The sequence below is a fragment of the Moraxella tetraodonis genome (assembly GCF_022359095.1).
GTDB lineage: Bacteria > Pseudomonadota > Gammaproteobacteria > Pseudomonadales > Moraxellaceae > Faucicola > Faucicola tetraodonis.
The window spans coordinates 33,318-49,807 of the sequence record NZ_JACSYB010000002.1 but is presented as its reverse complement, the minus strand read 5'-3'; the positions used below and the strand labels follow the sequence as shown (position 1 = coordinate 49,807).

The 16,490-nt window shown below is 36.9% G+C and carries 8 protein-coding genes, 3 pseudogenes and 1 other annotated feature; of the genes and pseudogenes, 7 read left to right on the top strand and 4 right to left on the bottom strand.

Features of this window, described 5'->3' with window-relative positions; translation table 11 throughout:
* The first annotated feature begins 11 nt into the window (after positions 1 to 11).
* Genes H9W84_RS11010 through H9W84_RS11000 form a run of 3 tightly spaced genes read left to right on the top strand, consistent with a single transcriptional unit; the run spans position 12 to position 7,271 of the window.
* The gene (locus H9W84_RS11010; RefSeq protein ID WP_239743844.1) at positions 12 to 2,300 is read left to right on the top strand and encodes a dynamin family protein; all 2,289 of its coding nucleotides are present in this window, start codon (positions 12 to 14) and stop codon (positions 2,298 to 2,300) included.
* Between the two features lie 27 nt (positions 2,301 to 2,327).
* Positions 2,328 to 3,296, top strand: a complete 969-nt coding sequence (locus H9W84_RS11005; protein WP_239743842.1) for a hypothetical protein — start codon at positions 2,328 to 2,330, stop codon at positions 3,294 to 3,296.
* Positions 3,297 to 3,305: 9 nt separating this feature from the next.
* Positions 3,306 to 7,271, top strand: coding sequence for a dynamin family protein (locus H9W84_RS11000; protein WP_239743840.1), 3,966 nt, complete (start codon positions 3,306 to 3,308; stop codon positions 7,269 to 7,271).
* Positions 7,272 to 7,514: 243 nt separating this feature from the next.
* Here the strand turns inward: H9W84_RS11000 and H9W84_RS10995 are convergent.
* A pseudogene (locus H9W84_RS10995) lies at positions 7,515 to 8,216 on the bottom strand (IS1 family transposase).
* Between the two features lie 229 nt (positions 8,217 to 8,445).
* On the opposite strand from H9W84_RS10995, the gene H9W84_RS10990 reads away from it, so the two are divergent.
* The 3 genes and pseudogenes from H9W84_RS10990 to H9W84_RS10975 all read left to right on the top strand — a co-directional run.
* Positions 8,446 to 9,228 carry a hypothetical protein gene (locus H9W84_RS10990; protein ID WP_239743838.1) on the top strand — a complete coding sequence of 261 codons (783 nt, stop codon included), beginning with the start codon at positions 8,446 to 8,448 and terminating at the stop codon, positions 9,226 to 9,228.
* A 420-nt stretch (positions 9,229 to 9,648) separates the two neighbouring features.
* Positions 9,649 to 10,854 (top strand): annotated as a pseudogene (locus tag H9W84_RS10980) (IS3 family transposase).
* Positions 10,851 to 11,662: pseudogene (locus tag H9W84_RS10975) on the top strand (IS3 family transposase); the annotation flags it as partial. The pseudogenes H9W84_RS10980 and H9W84_RS10975, both read left to right, overlap by 4 nt.
* Positions 10,997 to 11,113 (top strand) — a sequence feature (AL1L pseudoknot). (Overlaps the previous pseudogene by 117 nt.)
* Before the next feature lie 525 nt (positions 11,663 to 12,187).
* Here H9W84_RS10975 and H9W84_RS10970 read toward each other — a convergent pair.
* Positions 12,188 to 14,674, bottom strand: a complete 2,487-nt coding sequence (locus H9W84_RS10970) for a relaxase/mobilization nuclease domain-containing protein (protein WP_239743836.1) — start codon at positions 14,672 to 14,674, stop codon at positions 12,188 to 12,190.
* Positions 14,674 to 15,138 (bottom strand): MobC family plasmid mobilization relaxosome protein, encoded by a 465-nt coding sequence (locus H9W84_RS10965; protein WP_239743834.1) that lies wholly within the window; start codon positions 15,136 to 15,138, stop codon positions 14,674 to 14,676. The genes H9W84_RS10970 and H9W84_RS10965 overlap by 1 nt, the downstream gene beginning before the upstream one ends.
* Before the next feature lie 356 nt (positions 15,139 to 15,494).
* Here H9W84_RS10965 and H9W84_RS10960 point away from each other — a divergent pair, with 356 nt between their 5' ends.
* Complete coding sequence (locus H9W84_RS10960) at positions 15,495 to 15,974, top strand: hypothetical protein (RefSeq protein WP_239743833.1); 480 nt, start codon at positions 15,495 to 15,497, stop codon at positions 15,972 to 15,974.
* Positions 15,975 to 16,135: 161 nt separating this feature from the next.
* Here the strand turns inward: H9W84_RS10960 and H9W84_RS10955 are convergent, their stop codons facing one another.
* Positions 16,136 to 16,486 (bottom strand): hypothetical protein, encoded by a 351-nt coding sequence (locus H9W84_RS10955; RefSeq protein WP_239743831.1) that lies wholly within the window; start codon positions 16,484 to 16,486, stop codon positions 16,136 to 16,138.
* Positions 16,487 to 16,490: the final 4 nt, after the last annotated feature.

Below are 16,490 nucleotides of genomic sequence, written 5' to 3'. Positions count from 1 at the left end.
CACTTATTGCTATGATAACTACCAACATACAAACCGAATTTCAAAAACTCCATAATGTTTTAACCCGATTTAAAGCCGATTTACCCTCTAACGATTTATTGGAATTAGACACATTTTTTAAAGTTTATGAAAACAACATTCAATCCGCTATCGAATCGGGGAGGAATCTGCGTATTGCTATTGTCGGGCAGATGAAAGCGGGTAAGTCTTCGTTTTTAAATGCTTTGCTTTTTCCTGTTGATGTGTTGCCAAAAGCCGCGACACCAATGACCGCCGCCCTAACCAAAATTGCCTACGCCCCCAAGCCATACGTCGAAATTGAATTTTACAGCCACGCTGACTGGCAACAAATCGAAGAAAACGCCCAAGAATACACCAGACAATATCTGGAAAAAGAATCGGAATTATTACAACAAGCTCAAGCTAGTCAGTCCACATCCTTATTTGGTGGCATGTCTAGATTTGGTAGAAACAATGCCCCAGTAGCCCAACCTAAAACGATTAATTCCGCCAGTATTCAGCAAGAGATTAGTCACGAATTACGCTCTTGTTATGAATTGGTAGAAATTGCCAAAGCCATTAATGTGCATGAATTTTTGGGTAAAACACAGAAAATCGAAGCCGATAACTTGGCAAAGCTTGCCTTGCAAATGACTAATTATGTGGGTAGTACGGGCAAATATACAGCTATTACGAAAATGTTGTCATTGTTCGCCGATGATGAACGGCTAAAAGATATCGAAATCTATGATACCCCTGGTTTTAATGACCCTGTGGTATCACGGGGCACACAAACCCGCAAATTTTTGGGACAATGTGATGTGGTATTTCTATTATCTTCCGTCAATCAGTTTCTAACCAAATCTGACCTTGCTTTACTGCGAGAACAGCTTACCAGTGCAGGTATTGACAGCAAAGCTGTACATATTATCGCCACTCAGCGGGATATTGCCATTAGTATGGACAGAGATTTGGTAACAAAAGCCAAACTACTTGCTCTACAAAAGCCCGAAACCGAGCGAGATAAAGTCACCGTGGGAGCGATGGTTTATTTATTACAACAAAAAATCGAAAGCATGGCTCAACAAACCCTGCAACTCCATTTAACAGGGGATTCAGTGGATGATACCACTCGTAATTTGCTCACTCATTTATTAGAAAAAAAACCTGCAACCGTATCGGCAATTAGTTGGCGAATGGCAGAACAACTACCGAATCTTGGCTCGGACTTGGTAGAAAGCTATCATCGCCTAGTACAGGATACAGGTTATCAGTTTAGCGAAGCTGATTTACGCTCATTTTCCAATATCGTGCCATTAAGGGATATGATGGGTGAGCAGAAACACCAAAAACATGAACTTTTAGCTCGTAAACTTGATAATCTTAGCCAAGGGGCAAACACCTATCTGTTTAATCTCAAACAGAAAACTCTTGCCAATATTGATGAACGCCTAGCCCAACTTGATAACAGTAATATCGACCAACTTAAACGCCGTGAAGAACTGCTTACCAAAAAACTTCGTTCAGGTAAGCAAGGCATTAGTGATACATTGGGAGAAGAATCGGATATTATTTTGGCAAAAGTTGAAGACTTTATTAGTGAGCTTTATCGCCTGCGTGACCAATTCAGCAATATTGAAACTTTAGAATCTAGGTCATATCGTACCGAAACTTATGAGCAAGGTGGTTTTTGGGGTGGACTATTTTCTTTTTTTGGCTCACCGATTTATAGAACTCGGGAAGTCGAAGTCGTTACCACTTACGCCCAGGTGCAAGACAGTATCGAGCAGATCGAAGCCTTTGCCGAAGAAAGTCTGAGTCAATTACAAAATGGGCTTACTACTATTGTTAATATGCAACAACTTAGAAAAAATGTTCTAAAATCTGCCATTGATTTATTTGATACCGAGGATGCCGACTTTGATTTAACATCATTTAAAAGTCAAGTCAACCAATGCTTAGAAGCTTTTAAACCGCCAAAACTGCAATATTCAGCTGATGCTTTTACCAAAAATATTATCCGCCAATTTGGCTCAGGCAAAGTCGATGAAAATCAAATCACACGTTTAAAAACTGCTCACCGCAATGCGTTACGAGATGTGATAGAAGAAGTGGCGAAAGTCGGGCGTTCTGCCAAAATCGATATCGAAAATTATTTTGACCTTATGCAAAATAATCTATTGGAAAATGTTATTAGTGTGATTGAAAAAGACGTAGAATTACTGAAAGCACAGCTCAATAACAAAGAATCTGCCAAACAAAGTCTGGGCGAATTTAAACAGGCATTAGCAACCCTTTAATCAATTAATAAGAACTTTGAGACACGCATGGATTTTGATGCCTTTACATTTGATACGTCGGTTTTGACCCAAGCCGAGGACAGTTCGCAAGATTTATCTTTTCTAAAACAACTACTTACTTCGCCCGTCGAACCGATTGCCGAGGCAAAGCAACAGCTAATACAAACTATCGACTTAGATTTGATACCTCTGATAGCTCGCTATGATTTTGAGCAAACAAATTTTTATGAATCATTGGTGATGGAAGCACTCAGCGATATTGAATTAATTTATATATTATCTAATGTTACTACCCTAAATAAGCCTTATTTTTCCATACAGCATCGCATGAATCCGCAAGAGTTTAAGCAGTTACTAACAGTTTTGCAGATACCTCAATTTTTATACAAGGATTTGGTGGCTTTACAGCAAGTCTTGACCCTTCTACCTTGCTATATTGTCACAGGCGAACTGCATTTTTCATTATCGCTAGTTAATCACTTAGGCAATCAAATTCCCTTAGCACCGCAACAGATTAGCGAATTTTATGACTTGATCACAGCCAACCAAAGCCACCAATCCAATTTAACCAAACTTTTTAAGCTAGTAATTGCTACCCCTTCAACAAGCTTACAAAATATCATTCTTCTATTAGCACAAACAGAAAATGCGGAATCTTATCTCAACTCTCAAATTATTGACTACATTCAAAAAAATCTCAATCATCAACCCAATATTAATCCCTTGCAGAAATTTGAGATGATTGAAAATAGCGTTGAACGTCATATCTCACTCAAGTTAAATACGTTACGAAAGTTGGTATCGGATTTGAATAAAGCCTCTCTTGATGATGACCGTCTGACCCAAGCCCAACGTAATCTACTGAGCGACGAGCTAAAATTCGCCAGACAGCAACTCAAACAAACTGAAACTGACCAAACCGCACTAACTGCATTTTTTCAGAAATTACCAATGCTACCGATATTTATTAAACATCCCTACCCCTACGCTTATTAAGACATCGTCATGACTGCTATTTACGCTCCTTCCTCAAAACTTGATACCTTAATTTACTTACTTGAGTTTGTTCCACCAAGTTTAGATATTCTTGGACAATTAAAAAGACTCCTACCAAGTTTGGCAGTATTGGATAATACCCATTATGCTAATCACTATGAAAAAATTCAGCAAATTAGCCAACGTCTTGAGGAGGAAATTACCGATTCACAAATTGTCGAGACGGTTACAGTAGGCTTTGGTGGAGGCTTTAGTGCAGGTAAATCTCGCTTTATCAATAGCTTATTGGGTATCGAGGTGCTGCCTGAAGCGCTAGAGCCTTGTACGGCAGTAGCGACGTATTTATCCCAAGGTGATGAAGAACATTTTATAGCACAAAATGTGTTTCATAAAAAACTGCCTGTTAATGCGGAACAAATTTCCACGCTTAAGCATTTTGTTGGGGCAGATGACAACCAAAACCTTCAAATTAGCGAAATCGTGCGACAAATACATTTTACCACACCAAAAATGCTGTGGAAAAATCTCACTTTTTTGGACACTCCAGGCTACAGTAAAGCCGATAACAGCGAGCACAAAAACTCAGATGAGCAGATTGCCTTAACTCAGCTAAAAAATGTTGATCATATCGTATGGCTAGTGAGTGCCAAAAATGGCATGATGCGAGAAGATGATTTTGCGTTTTTGGAAGTAATACAACCGAAAAATCCGATTTTCATTGTCTTAACGCAAGCAGATTTAGCCAATAGCTTATCGGATGTTAAACAAATAATGAAAGCGATAAAAACCCATCTGACTAGAAAAGGTATCGACTATGCAGGGATTATGGCGTGGTCTGCTCCCCTTAATCAGAAAACAGGCTCAAAAGTTGCAGGTGATGATATTCAAAAATGGCTAAAAATCATTAACCAACCGCAACATAACGTTGGCTTTCAGTTATTAGAAGACTATATTCAAGAATTAAAACAGCTAGTCAATAATTGTACTTTAAGCCCGTCGTTAGATAAACAAACCAAGGATTTATACAAAAAAATTCAGCTACAACCGGTTGACAATACGCTATTGTTGAATAAAGTCGATCAAACATTCAATTTTTTGTTAGAAGATTTAACCACGCAAGTGTATGTTAATATAGGTGAATATTATACTCAAACTAACGACTTACTCTCTGCCAGCGATTATTTTTTTAAAACTAGTTATTTGCATACATCAATGAGATGGCTAGAAGAAATGGCTTACTCTCATGAAGAGATCGCTGATCGTTTAATAGAATATTATAACGCTACGAATGCACCTAATAAAAAAATTTTAGACACTTATATCGGTTTGATTAAGAATCAATCTCCCAAATCCATTGAAAAGCTATTAGCATTTGTTGACCAAACAACAGATGAAACCATTTTGCGTGAGATTGCCATCTTCTTTGAGCACTTTCAAGAGGATCTTAAAATCGCTACCGATATTCACGTTAAAATCTCCAATAAGGGTGAAAATTTTATCTCTACCCAATGGCTTTTACAGAAGGCTGTTAACAACCAATATACTCTACAAGCTTTGCATCAGTTAGTTCAACAAGCTGAATTAGATAATTTGTACTTTGATTATGCTAACATCTTACTGATTTTAAAGAATAATAATGAAGCTTTAAATCTTATCTTTCTATCTGCAAAAATGGGCTATAGCAAAGCCATTGACTGGTTATTTGACGCTAAAAATAATATACAAGCACAGATTATTTTAAAAAATTTAGTTGATGATATGGCACGATCGGACCTATATTATCGATATGCGTTACTAATACAGAGTCAGCAGCAAAAAGAATTAAGTTTACAATACGTTTTAAAAGCCGCAACTCTCGACTATTTACCGGCAATTGAGCAAATCGTTAAACTATCAGGCACAGATGAAAAGGTTTATACACATTTTAGGTCTATTACTGAAAATTCTTCATCAGGAATTCTATATTATCAATTGGCACTAATAGAAGAAAGTAAGCATAACCCATCTAAAACTATTAGTTATTTATTAAAAGCTTTTGCCCTTGGAAACCCTGAACCTGAAGAAAAGATAGAGAATTATGCTAATCATTCACATATTGTAAGCTTTAAATTTGCTAAAATTTATGAATCTAAAAGAGATGACTTTGAAAAAGCAGTTAAATATTTTATTCAATCTGTGCGCCTTGCAATAAATCTACCTAATAGCAAAGTATTTCAACCAGCTCTCGACAAACTGTCCTACTACGCTCTACAAAAACATAATGCCTCTGCCATCAACGCTTTAATTGATTTTCATAAAAGCAACATAGAAGATTTTGTTAAACTTAAAGAATTACATGTTTTAAACGTTAAAATGCATAGTAATCAAAATTCATTATTTTGGTTAATTAATCGAGCTGAACAACATATTTTAATTAAAAATTCCTTACTACAGCTTGTTAATTTTGATAAAAGTGAAAATGAAAAATATATATATCAATATTTAGATATTCTATATCGATTCGATGATAGTGATAAGGCTATCGAGACATCTGTTAACTTTGTTAAGGACTATAAAAATAAAGATGAGCTAGCTTTGCAATGGTTAACAGTAAAATCAGGGCAGGATCATCGAATTTCACTTGCTTTAGCAGACATTTATTTACATGATCCTTCTAAGCTGAACATCTCCCAATCGACGAGACACTATGTCAAAGCCGCTCAATTAGGAAGCGAAAAAGCAGTAGATGGGATGTTAGAAATAATCAAATCGTATACAAACGAGTCATCTGTTCAACAATTTATTGATGTTTACTCTACCTGTAATGACACCGTTCAAAAACAGCTTATAAATTTATATGACGAAATTTTAAAACTTGACAAACTTTATTATGCAGCGCAACAAAATAGTATTTATAAATACTTTCATACTGAAGTTTTAAAAGGCAATTATGAATTGTCTCGTTTTGAAAACATTTCAACCAGTTACAATAGTATTTTTTTTAAGTTACTTTTAGCAGATATTTATATTAAATCTAGAGCTAAGGATAATTATAATAGAGCGTATTTAATTTATAAATCAATTGCAATTAATAGTGATAAAGCTGAATATAATAAATTTGTTTTAGGTTATCCTAAATTTCATATAGAAACCTCTAATAAAGCAATGAAGTATATTATAAAATTTAGTAATTTTTTAATTCACTTTATTAACTCTTTGGTTTACATTGTTGTACTAATTTTTAAAAGAAAAAACCCATTATTTGCTGCTAGTAGGCAACATTTTTGGTCACAGGTTATTGGATATCGACATCCTTTACTAGTGGAACCTCTTGGTTATGAAGTTAATTTTATTACTACTCCCCTAAGGGTAGTTCTAAATAGTTTTATTATGATTATCGTAGTGGGGATAATTATGATAATAAATTTCACTAATCATAATCAACAGAAAGTAGAGGCCGATAAAGTAAAGCCTGTGATAAAACGGCAAGAACCTATCGGTAGTATATCCATGCCAATACAAAAGACCAATAATATTGTATCTTCCACAACAGCAGATGCCAATATGCCAGCTACTGAAAATATATCTATGAAAACAGACCCCCTATCTTTTGAACAAGTAGTACCAAATGATATAAAAGAAATAGAAGCAGTCAGAAAACTTTATCGCGATCAGCTTTACAGTAGTGATGGTCTTACAGAAGAATTTAAATCAATTTTAGAAGCAACTCGTAATACTCCTGTTTGTCTAGATTATGACGTCTTAATTCAAGGTCAGGATACAGTGCAGGGATTTAAAGTATCCAATTATAAATTATTATACGATGGAAATGTTCAAGCAACAGTATTTAACGGTGCACAGACTGATTTACAATTTGCGTTAAAATGTAGTCAGGATATTTGTCTTATCGATGATATTATTGAGCCACAAAATGGAATGATTGGCGGATCTGTTAAGGAATATTTAAAAAATTGCATCAATAAAATTAATAATTAGGGTTAATTTGACAATACAAATGGCGTTATTTCATATTTTTTAGACGGGTGCTAGATGTGATGGTCGAATACTTATAAATAAATTTGGTGGTGGTTCAAAAGGTAGACTGAAAAAAAACAGGCTGAGAAATTGATAAAATAGTGAAATGCAAATCATACTATACATCAAATGCCCAGCCTGTCTAAGTGACAGTATAAAGAAAAATTGCTTAAAAAGCGGGCTGTGGTATAAAAAGTATGCTCACTATACCCAGCCATAATTGACATAGTGAAACAATAAATCAAACGCTTTAAAATGATTTGCTAGCTTTTTCGAAAAACAACACGTCTTTCGGAATACACGCCTAAGCCTTTGCCTAAAACGATTGTTGTTGCCTTCAATATCAACCGTATGGCGTTTACCTACTTGTTTAAAGTCAAAATCAAAGGCGGTTAAAAAACTATCTCAGTTATCACAGCAGATATAGCCAAAGTGAATGCCCAACGCATCAAGCTTGGCTCTTAGCTCTCTAGCCGTCTTTAGATTACGTTTGCCCCATACGAAGGCAACAATCTCACTGGTATCTGAGTCGTATGCATAGACTAGCCATACCTTGTTCTTCTTATGCCCTACATAGGTCCAAAACTCATCAACTTGCAGTTTTCGGTAATAGCGTCTTTAGGGTTTTATCTCATGATTGGCGTTAACTAAGACGTTTAATACTTTGTATTTGCTAACTTTCTCAATGACAACGATGTCAGCAATACTACAGTGCCGTACTAACATCAAACGTATTTTATCAGCAATATCGCTTTTACAGCCTTGGTATGTTAAGTCTGTTCCATGAATGAATTGTCGATGGCAGTCTTTGCCTTGGTAGTTCTGCTTACCATAGATTTTCCAGCCATTTTTATTTATACTTAAACCCAGACAGCTTGGGCATCTGATTGTAATTTGTGTCTTCATAACCTCAAATTAGCAGCTTTTTCTCCAGCTGTCTTTTTTATTTCTATAGCACCATAGTTTTCAAACCACTACTAAAATTTTATTGGAACTCTCTGTATTAAATCGCATGTTAGCAGTTGGCTAAACCTTTAATGAATTAACGACTAAAGTTAAGTTTATTATATATGATGCAAAATTTAAATTTCTATAATAAAATAGGAAAAATGTTTAATGTTAAGGTCAGTCATGTATGATTTTTGGAATTATTGAGGCAGTTGGGAAAGCTTATAATGCTCTTGAAGAGTTTAGTACTGTAGCTAGAGATAATACACAAAGTAATAAGATTTACCTTGATGGAAATACCATTTTTATTCAAGAAAAATTATTCAATTTCTGTCTGAAAAAAATTATGCCATCTGATATTTATGCTCAAATCAGTAGTATAAAAATAACAGACAAGGATATAAGAATTATCCACAGAGAACTAGGGCTTTTAATTGCTGTGCCCCAAACTATTGAGTTTGGTAAAGACTATTCACAGTTGCACTACAATCTCACTTATCAACATAAGATAGATTCAAGAAACACTGGTTTACTATTAGCATTTACAGGTGCACTAGTTGGAGCGATATGTGTTAGCTTAACAGCAGGATTATTTGGTTTTAGTATCATAGGCGCATCGGCAGGTTTTGCCACTGGTAAATATCTAAGCACTAAGGAGTTTATAGGTACGAATAAAACTTATTACTTTGCTTCAATCTCAGATTTGGTGAAAGTTGAAAACCTTAGTGAAACGGCTTTCGTTCAATCTTTTATAGACACCCCATTAGACTTGTCCTGTGATGAAAAATATATTTTGTTAGAATTACCTGATCAAACTAGGATATATCTAGACTTAATCAATACGAAAATACAAGATTTTATACGGCAGAGCTTTGCAGAAGGCAGTGATTTTTTCTCCCCTGCAGAGATGCTCGGTTATACGATGAGTCAAAGAACTAAAGATATAGATGATAAAAGCTTCGATAAGTAGATTTAACCAATGCATCTGACCTCTGCTGTCAACAACGGAGAAGAGACTGTAAAATATTTTGTGTAAACCCCAAAATAGGGCAAATTACACAGGAATATTTTTATGAGCGACGCCACCGAAAAGCTATGTAACTCTCCCTTAAAATAAAACAGTGGACCGTCCCAGGATTGTCGGAGACCCAAAACTCTGAGACAATACCCTAATGAAAAGCAAACAATACTCAACTTAAGTCAAGACTCAAGCCGTTGAACTACTCATCGAATCGCAAAAAGATTATCCCTCATTGTGGGCGGCCATCCGAGCGATTGCACCTAAATTTGGGTGTAACCCTGAAACCCTACGCTCATGGCATCAAATGAATAGCCACCGATTTCGTAGACACCTTAAAGTTAGATAAAATGACTAATTTATGAGGTGATTATGAGCGGTAAACGATACCCTGAAGAATTCAAAATTGAAGCAGTTAAACAAGTCACAGAGAAAGGCTATAGCGTAGCAAAAGTAGCTACACGTTTAGGTATGACTACCCATAGCCTTTATGCTTGGATTAAAAGATACGATCAAGGGCAATCCAAAGCAACCAAAGACAAGGATTCAACTGCCGAACTTGCTAGGCTAAAGAAAGAGCTGCAACGGGTTACTGAAGAAAGGGACATTTTAAATGAGGAGGGATAAGCGAAGCACTGCTTCGCCCCGACGCAAGGCGAGAGCTATGCTCGAGTGGGCCGCGGTGTACTTCGCAAGTCAGTCCAAATGAAGTACGCCTTTATTCGGGACAACCAGAACTTATGGTCTATTCGTCGCCTATGTTCTACTTTAGATGTTCATCACAGTGGGTATTATGCTTGGTTAAAAAAGCCCATTAGCAAAACCGCTAGAGAAAATCAAAAGCTATCAGGATTAATCAAACAGTTTTGGCTAGAATCGGGTGGTGTCTATGGCTATCGCAAGATTCACTATGATTTAAAAGATATCGGTGAAGGTTGTGGTATCAATCGTGTACATCGACTGATGAAAACAAATGGTCTTAAATCACAGCGTGGCTATCGCAAACCCGGATCTCAGGCAAGTACACCATCTGTTATTGCCGCAAACACATTAGCCCGACAATTTAATCCAATTGAGCCAAATCAATCATGGGTCACAGATATTACTTATATCCGTACACATGAAGGATGGCTATATTTAGCAGTGGTAATTGACCTGTTTTCGCGCCTTGTAGTTGGCTGGTCCTTGAAGTCAAGGATTACCACAGACCTTGTACTAGATGCATTATTGATGGCTTTGCTTAGAAGAAATCCTAAGAATAAAGTACTGGTCCATTCTGACCAAGGTAGTCAATACACTAGTCATGAATGGCAAACATTTCTTAAGCATCATAATCTTGAAAGCAGTATGAGCAGACGGGGCAACTGCCATGATAATGCGGTTGCTGAAAGCTTCTTTCAGTTGCTAAAGCGTGAGATAATCAAAAAGAAAATATATCTTTCAAGAGATGAAGCTAAATCAGATATTTTTGAGTATATTGAGATGTTTTATAATTCTAAACGCAGACATGGTTCCATTGGTCAACCTTCTCCGTTAGAGTATGAGAAGACCCATCAACAGATGGCTAAATGTGTCTAGAATTTTGGTGGCTATTCAAAAAGCACCTAGACAAACAGAATCCTACCGTTGTCACAGCTCAAAGCCAAGCAACTCGCATTGCAGAGCTTGAACGAGAAATTAAAGAGCTTAAACAAGCCAACGAAATCATCCGTAAAGCTGCCGCTTTTTTCGCCCAGGCGGAGCTCGACCACAAACCGAATTAATGGTCAAATTCATTGATGACGAAAAACATAACCATGGGGCCCTTTCGATTTGCAAAATACTGCCAATCGCCCCATCCACCTACTATCGCATCAAAGATGAGCAGAACAACCCAGAAAAACAAAGCCGTCGCAAACAAAACGACGGCTACCTGCTTGCACGGATTAAACAAGCATGGCAAGACAGTGGCTGTCGATATGGCATTCGTAAAGTTTGGCACAAACTCAAACAGAATGATTTACTAAAATTGGCACGCTGTACCGTTGAACGGCTCATGAAACAAGCAGGCATCCAAGGCGTATGGCGTGGTAAAGGCAAAATCACCACCAAACAACGTGTTGACCAACATAAGCTAAATGACCTTGTAAAACGTAACTTTACCGCAGATGCCCCCAATAAGAAAAGACTCTTGCGGAGCAGTGTTCTTCAGGTCGCTGACTTTACCTATTTCAAGACCAAAACAGGCTGGGTCTATACTGCCTTTATCATTGACGTATTTAAGCGTGTCATTGTCGGTTGGAAAGTGTCTAATCGCATGGACACCCAACTGGTACTAGATGCGTTAAATCAAGCACTGGATGCTAGGCATAGACTAAAAAATGTGATTCACCATAGCGGTAGTGGATGCGGATAATATCTACTATTGTTCATTAATTCCGTCAGGCTATGCTGCCTGACTCAAGTAAACCTGTCTCCAATAAAACCAGGACGGTTCAATAAATTCATCCCTTGGCAAGTAATAGGGTTCACCAACACTATTACTTGCTGATAAATTGTTTCTGCTATCATTCATAATAAAACTATAGAGAAATATTAGTAAAAGTGCTGCGATTATTGCCTTTACTAAAAATTTCCAAGTCTTTGTTTTTAATGTAAATTTTTACAAAATATAACCTGATAAGGAAGTCGGTTTAAATTTTCGCAATTTACCAACCCTGGTGAATTTATTTTTAAATTAGTCATCCACAAGAAACCGCTATCATTTTATAAAGTATTTAAAATGTTTGCCAATATACTCCCAACTATATCAGTTAAATTTATTGTTCAATAGACTAAAAAAACAAGATCCATATTTAGAACGCTACATCATTCTTGTTTTAGTTAACAATCCTTTGAAATGACACAGCGTTTCAAATACTATCCTATCAAACTACCTCCCAAACCCTCTGAATTTAGGTTGATTCGTTTTTTCTTTTTTCTGTTTATCCCACGTATTAATAGTTAATTTAAGCTTTGCATAACCCGATAAATCATAAGGATGCGCATCGATATAATCTCGAGTTTCTTGCGTAGTTGCCTGTTTTCCTTTTGAGCCATCTGGATTTTGGTGATATAACACTCCTTCACTGGCATAGCCATATGCTTGTTGTTTAATCGTATTAAATAACTTTCTGAATAAGTCAACTACGGCTTTAACAACGGCTGAAACTGCAACAACGAGTCTGCCAAAGCTTGCTGCTCCTGTTTTAAACTCGCGAGCGTCTTCGTCATATCCGTCTTTAACTTCTCGAGCTCGCTGATTAAGCTTTCTAAGCTTTGCTGTTCGCTGTTGCTCTCGGAAGTACTGATCTTTAACGTCTGAATCGAATTCTTTAAATCGGTCAGTGAACTTTCGAACTTGCTTTCGTCGGCGGGTTGTATAGAATCCAAGTGGCTCAAGGTTGATTGGATCTTGTCTTGCAAGTTTTGAAATTCTTCTTGTCCTTTTTTCAGTGTTACTATCTCGGCGGTCTGAAGCTTGTTTAATTCGTCTAAGCAGTCTGTGATTTGCTGATTGTACTGCTGGGTCTTTTGCTCGATCTGCCGGTCGATGTGCTCTGATAGCTTGGTCAATAGCAGCTCCGATAGTCTCGTCGTTTTCTTGGTTATCGTGATATCGCTGTGTTGTTGAAGCTCGTCCTTGATTTGCACCAGTTTGTTGTCGATTTTCTGATGCAAATCGTTCGACAATGTCGTTAAGAGCTTGATGATGAGTTCGGTAGGGGTAGGCTGTGTCATGTTGTTCTACTTTTTGTTGGGTCGGGTTATTGATTGCTGGTTTATGGGTGGCGACGTCACGAGCAAAGTTTTCTCGTTGCTCTGATTCTTTCCCCAAAACGCTGTCTGCTGATTCTTCGGGGTAATCAGTATTCCCCCTTCTTTGCCGTCGTTCTGATAGATATCGATCATCGATAGCGCTTGGCTTTGTATCGGTGTTTGACTGATATACTGCTGCAGTGTATCGAAGCGTCGTTGGGCGGTAGATACTTGCGATACCAGGTAATAATTGTAAGCGAATAAACCGATAGCGAATAAAATCGCTATTGCTATAAACATTACAGCTATGCGCCCCGTTTGTTGGATTTGTTTGAGTTGATATTGATGTTCGTTTACTGCTTGTTTTGTATCCGTGATTATCTGCTGACTGAGTATCTTCATCTGCTCGGGAATGGTTTGCATAGCGGTTTTGCTCTGATTGATCACGTTGTCGCTCTCGTGGCTCACCGTTTGACCAAGTGCTTGCAGATCGCTGATCACTGTCGTTTTGGTGATCTCTATCTGATTTGATATCGCTTGCGATTGCTGCGCTACGCTTTGACTCAGCAGGTTCAATTGCTGAATCAATAAGTTGATCTGGCGCTGAGCCTCCTCTATTTGCTTGCTGTTCAAATTCTGCGAGTTCTGAACGAAGTCTTTTATCAAGCTGTCTATCTGACCCACGACGTTTTGCAAAGCGTTGCTCCAATCTGAGCTGGCGTTTGTCACGCTCTCGTTGATTGCTTGCTTGAAGCTCGCTTCGATTTGCTGGCTTTTTTGTTTGCTCTCTGCCAAGAGTTTCAAGGTCTTGGCGTTTGAAGTCTCGCTCATAAAGCATGCCTTTTAATTTGATATTTCTGCCGCCATCGGGATGTTTAATACTGATAGATTTACCATCTTTTGCGATTCGAGTAATCTCAAACATACTCCCGATAAGCTCAATCACATCGGCTTGTGTCTGTATGCTTTCATCGCCTGCAATTGCTTCGATTAAATGCAACGCAATTTGCTCTTCGATAAAAACCTTCTTTTCTTTTTGTCCCGCCAAATTTGCTTGAGCATCAATTTCTTGTTGCTTTTGTTGATTATACTCATACCCTTTTAATCGATAAGCCCGTTTCCGTTTTGGATCGTTGGGGTCTTCTAACCCATAATCGATATTGATTAAATCTTTCCATGAATCGACAAGATCAAAATCTTTGCCAATGTAATACACAGGCAATGCTTTACCCGTCGGCAGATGAATCTCGGCAAACACAAAATGTAATTCTTGCCTATCTTTGTCTTGATGCTCGACCCAATATCCTGAATACTCACCTTTCATTAAACCTGGAAACAAGTTTTGTTCAAACGACTCAATAATTTCGACTTTTTGTGCATCAGTTATCGATTCTTCAGGCGCAAATGACAAGACACCGGACGTGTAAATTTTTGAATTTTTAATGCCGTTAATGACTTCGGTTGTATCACTATCATTACCATAGATTAATCGAGCCCCATCGCGAGGTTTAGTTTTATCATTCTTATCAAAGAGCAAATAATTGCGCACTGCACCGCCCCCACCGGTGCGCGTCAGCTCTCCTTTTTTTACTTTGCCATGATCAAAAAATCGCACTAACATTAATATTTCTCATCAAATTCTGATAGATTTGGCGAGTCAAATTGATCAGCTGTGACATGTGTACTTGTTATACTTAAATCATTTTCCTCAACGTTTTTAAGTGAATACAGTTCACGCAACTGCTGTAACTCATCGCCGATTTTTTGCAATGCAAACGCCAACGCTAATGTATTTAACGTTTGCTTCGGATCTAACGACACCGTATGGGCATAACGCGTTAATTGATTGACATTATTACCCATACTCACCAATTGCCTTAACAAGGCAGCGTCAATCACAGGTAAATCATGAATACGCTTTGCCGGTTCAGGTAATCCCAATAGAGAAACACGCACGAACTTTGCTAAAGGCAATCCAAAGCCTTCGGCTTTCTGTAACACTTGAGCATATTCTAAATCAGATAATCGTAAATTTAAGCGAGTCTGACGTTTCACAGGCAATGGCTTATCATCTTCTAATTTCATAGCTTCAAATTACTAAATAACCAACTACAACAAAAACCTTTTTTATCAGTTCACTATGCATATATAAGCTGTTATCGCTTCATCTTTAAAATTAACCAAAGGATAAATTTTAAAAGGAAGCGATTAGGGGGTGTCAAGAGGGGGAAGTAGTCCCACTTTTGTCAGCGATAGATTGGCATGTAACGTAGTGGAATGGTAACTCTGTCATTGCTGACTGAGAAAAGCTTTAATCCATTACATTTATCATTGATTTGATTATACAAGTGTAATTAATAATTTCAATACCCTTCTACTTTATTTTTATTCTATATATTGTTATTATTTTATTTACGTACACAATATGGAGCATTTTATTTATGTCTGTTACACTTACTATTAATGAAAGCAAGTTGTTAGCTAAGCTTATAGATTCTTTTAAAGACAAGGACAAACTTAATGATGAGCACACTTTAATTAAGGCACTTTCGAAAAAATCGAGTTTGTCTGATTCAGATGTTAAAAAATTAAAGTTGCTATTAGCAGCAGAAAAATCAAAAATACTAGCGAAAGAGAATAAACGAAAAGCAAAAGCAGCCGTCAAGCTTGATCAACAAGAAAGACAATCCTATATCGAAAATCGTCAGAAAAGATTCGGCATGGTTTTCATTGAAGAGTTAAAAAAATTTTCTGAACAGCATTTGGACATGTCGTTGCTAGCGTTCATATCGCTGCTAAAAGAGAACGAAGCGTTTCAAGAAAGTGAGAAAAAGTGGTTATCTAATTTTGTTTCTGATGAAACTCAAAACTCGCTAATGAACCAGGTTGAAATTAATACTAGTTCTCAGAAAATTTTCTAGCAAAAGCAATGCTCAATATTTTTTAGTAGTTTTAGAGGGGTTAGCTAATTAATTCTATTAATAGGATAAGTGCACTGTTTCGTATTGTAAATTCACAATCTAATGATGCATTTTAGTGCGCATTAAGTATAGGCTTGCAAGCTAATAAAGATGATGGCTAATTAAAACGGACAATCATCATCACTTAATAAATTGCCTACGATTGAATTATCATGCATAAAATGATGACAATGATCACAGATATAATTAAATAATCGGCGTTCAACTTGATAGCTGGGGCCTGTCACTTTTCTAGCGATGTTGCATTCCTGACAAACAATATTTTTATCATAAACGTTCACTTTTTGTGTGATAGTTACTAGCTGATTGATGTCTATATTGTAATAGTGACAGATGTGACAAATGTGATCGAGTCGGTTATTAAATTGATCTAATGGCAGTTCAAAATAGTCCCAACAAATCATTAATTCACAGTCAGTTAAATCGGTTTTCTTGACATAATGTAAATTCATTTTG

Coding starts and splice junctions, on each gene's coding strand:
- H9W84_RS10990 (WP_239743838.1), top strand. CDS start 8,446: ATGATTTTTGGAATTATTGAGGCAGTTGGGAAAGCTTATAATGCTCTT.
- H9W84_RS10970 (WP_239743836.1), bottom strand. CDS start 14,674: ATGTTAGTGCGATTTTTTGATCATGGCAAAGTAAAAAAAGGAGAGCTG.
- H9W84_RS11000 (WP_239743840.1), top strand. CDS start 3,306: ATGACTGCTATTTACGCTCCTTCCTCAAAACTTGATACCTTAATTTAC.
- H9W84_RS11005 (WP_239743842.1), top strand. CDS start 2,328: ATGGATTTTGATGCCTTTACATTTGATACGTCGGTTTTGACCCAAGCC.
- H9W84_RS10965 (WP_239743834.1), bottom strand. CDS start 15,138: ATGAAATTAGAAGATGATAAGCCATTGCCTGTGAAACGTCAGACTCGC.
- H9W84_RS11010 (WP_239743844.1), top strand. CDS start 12: ATGATAACTACCAACATACAAACCGAATTTCAAAAACTCCATAATGTT.
- H9W84_RS10960 (WP_239743833.1), top strand. CDS start 15,495: ATGTCTGTTACACTTACTATTAATGAAAGCAAGTTGTTAGCTAAGCTT.
- H9W84_RS10955 (WP_239743831.1), bottom strand. CDS start 16,486: ATGAATTTACATTATGTCAAGAAAACCGATTTAACTGACTGTGAATTA.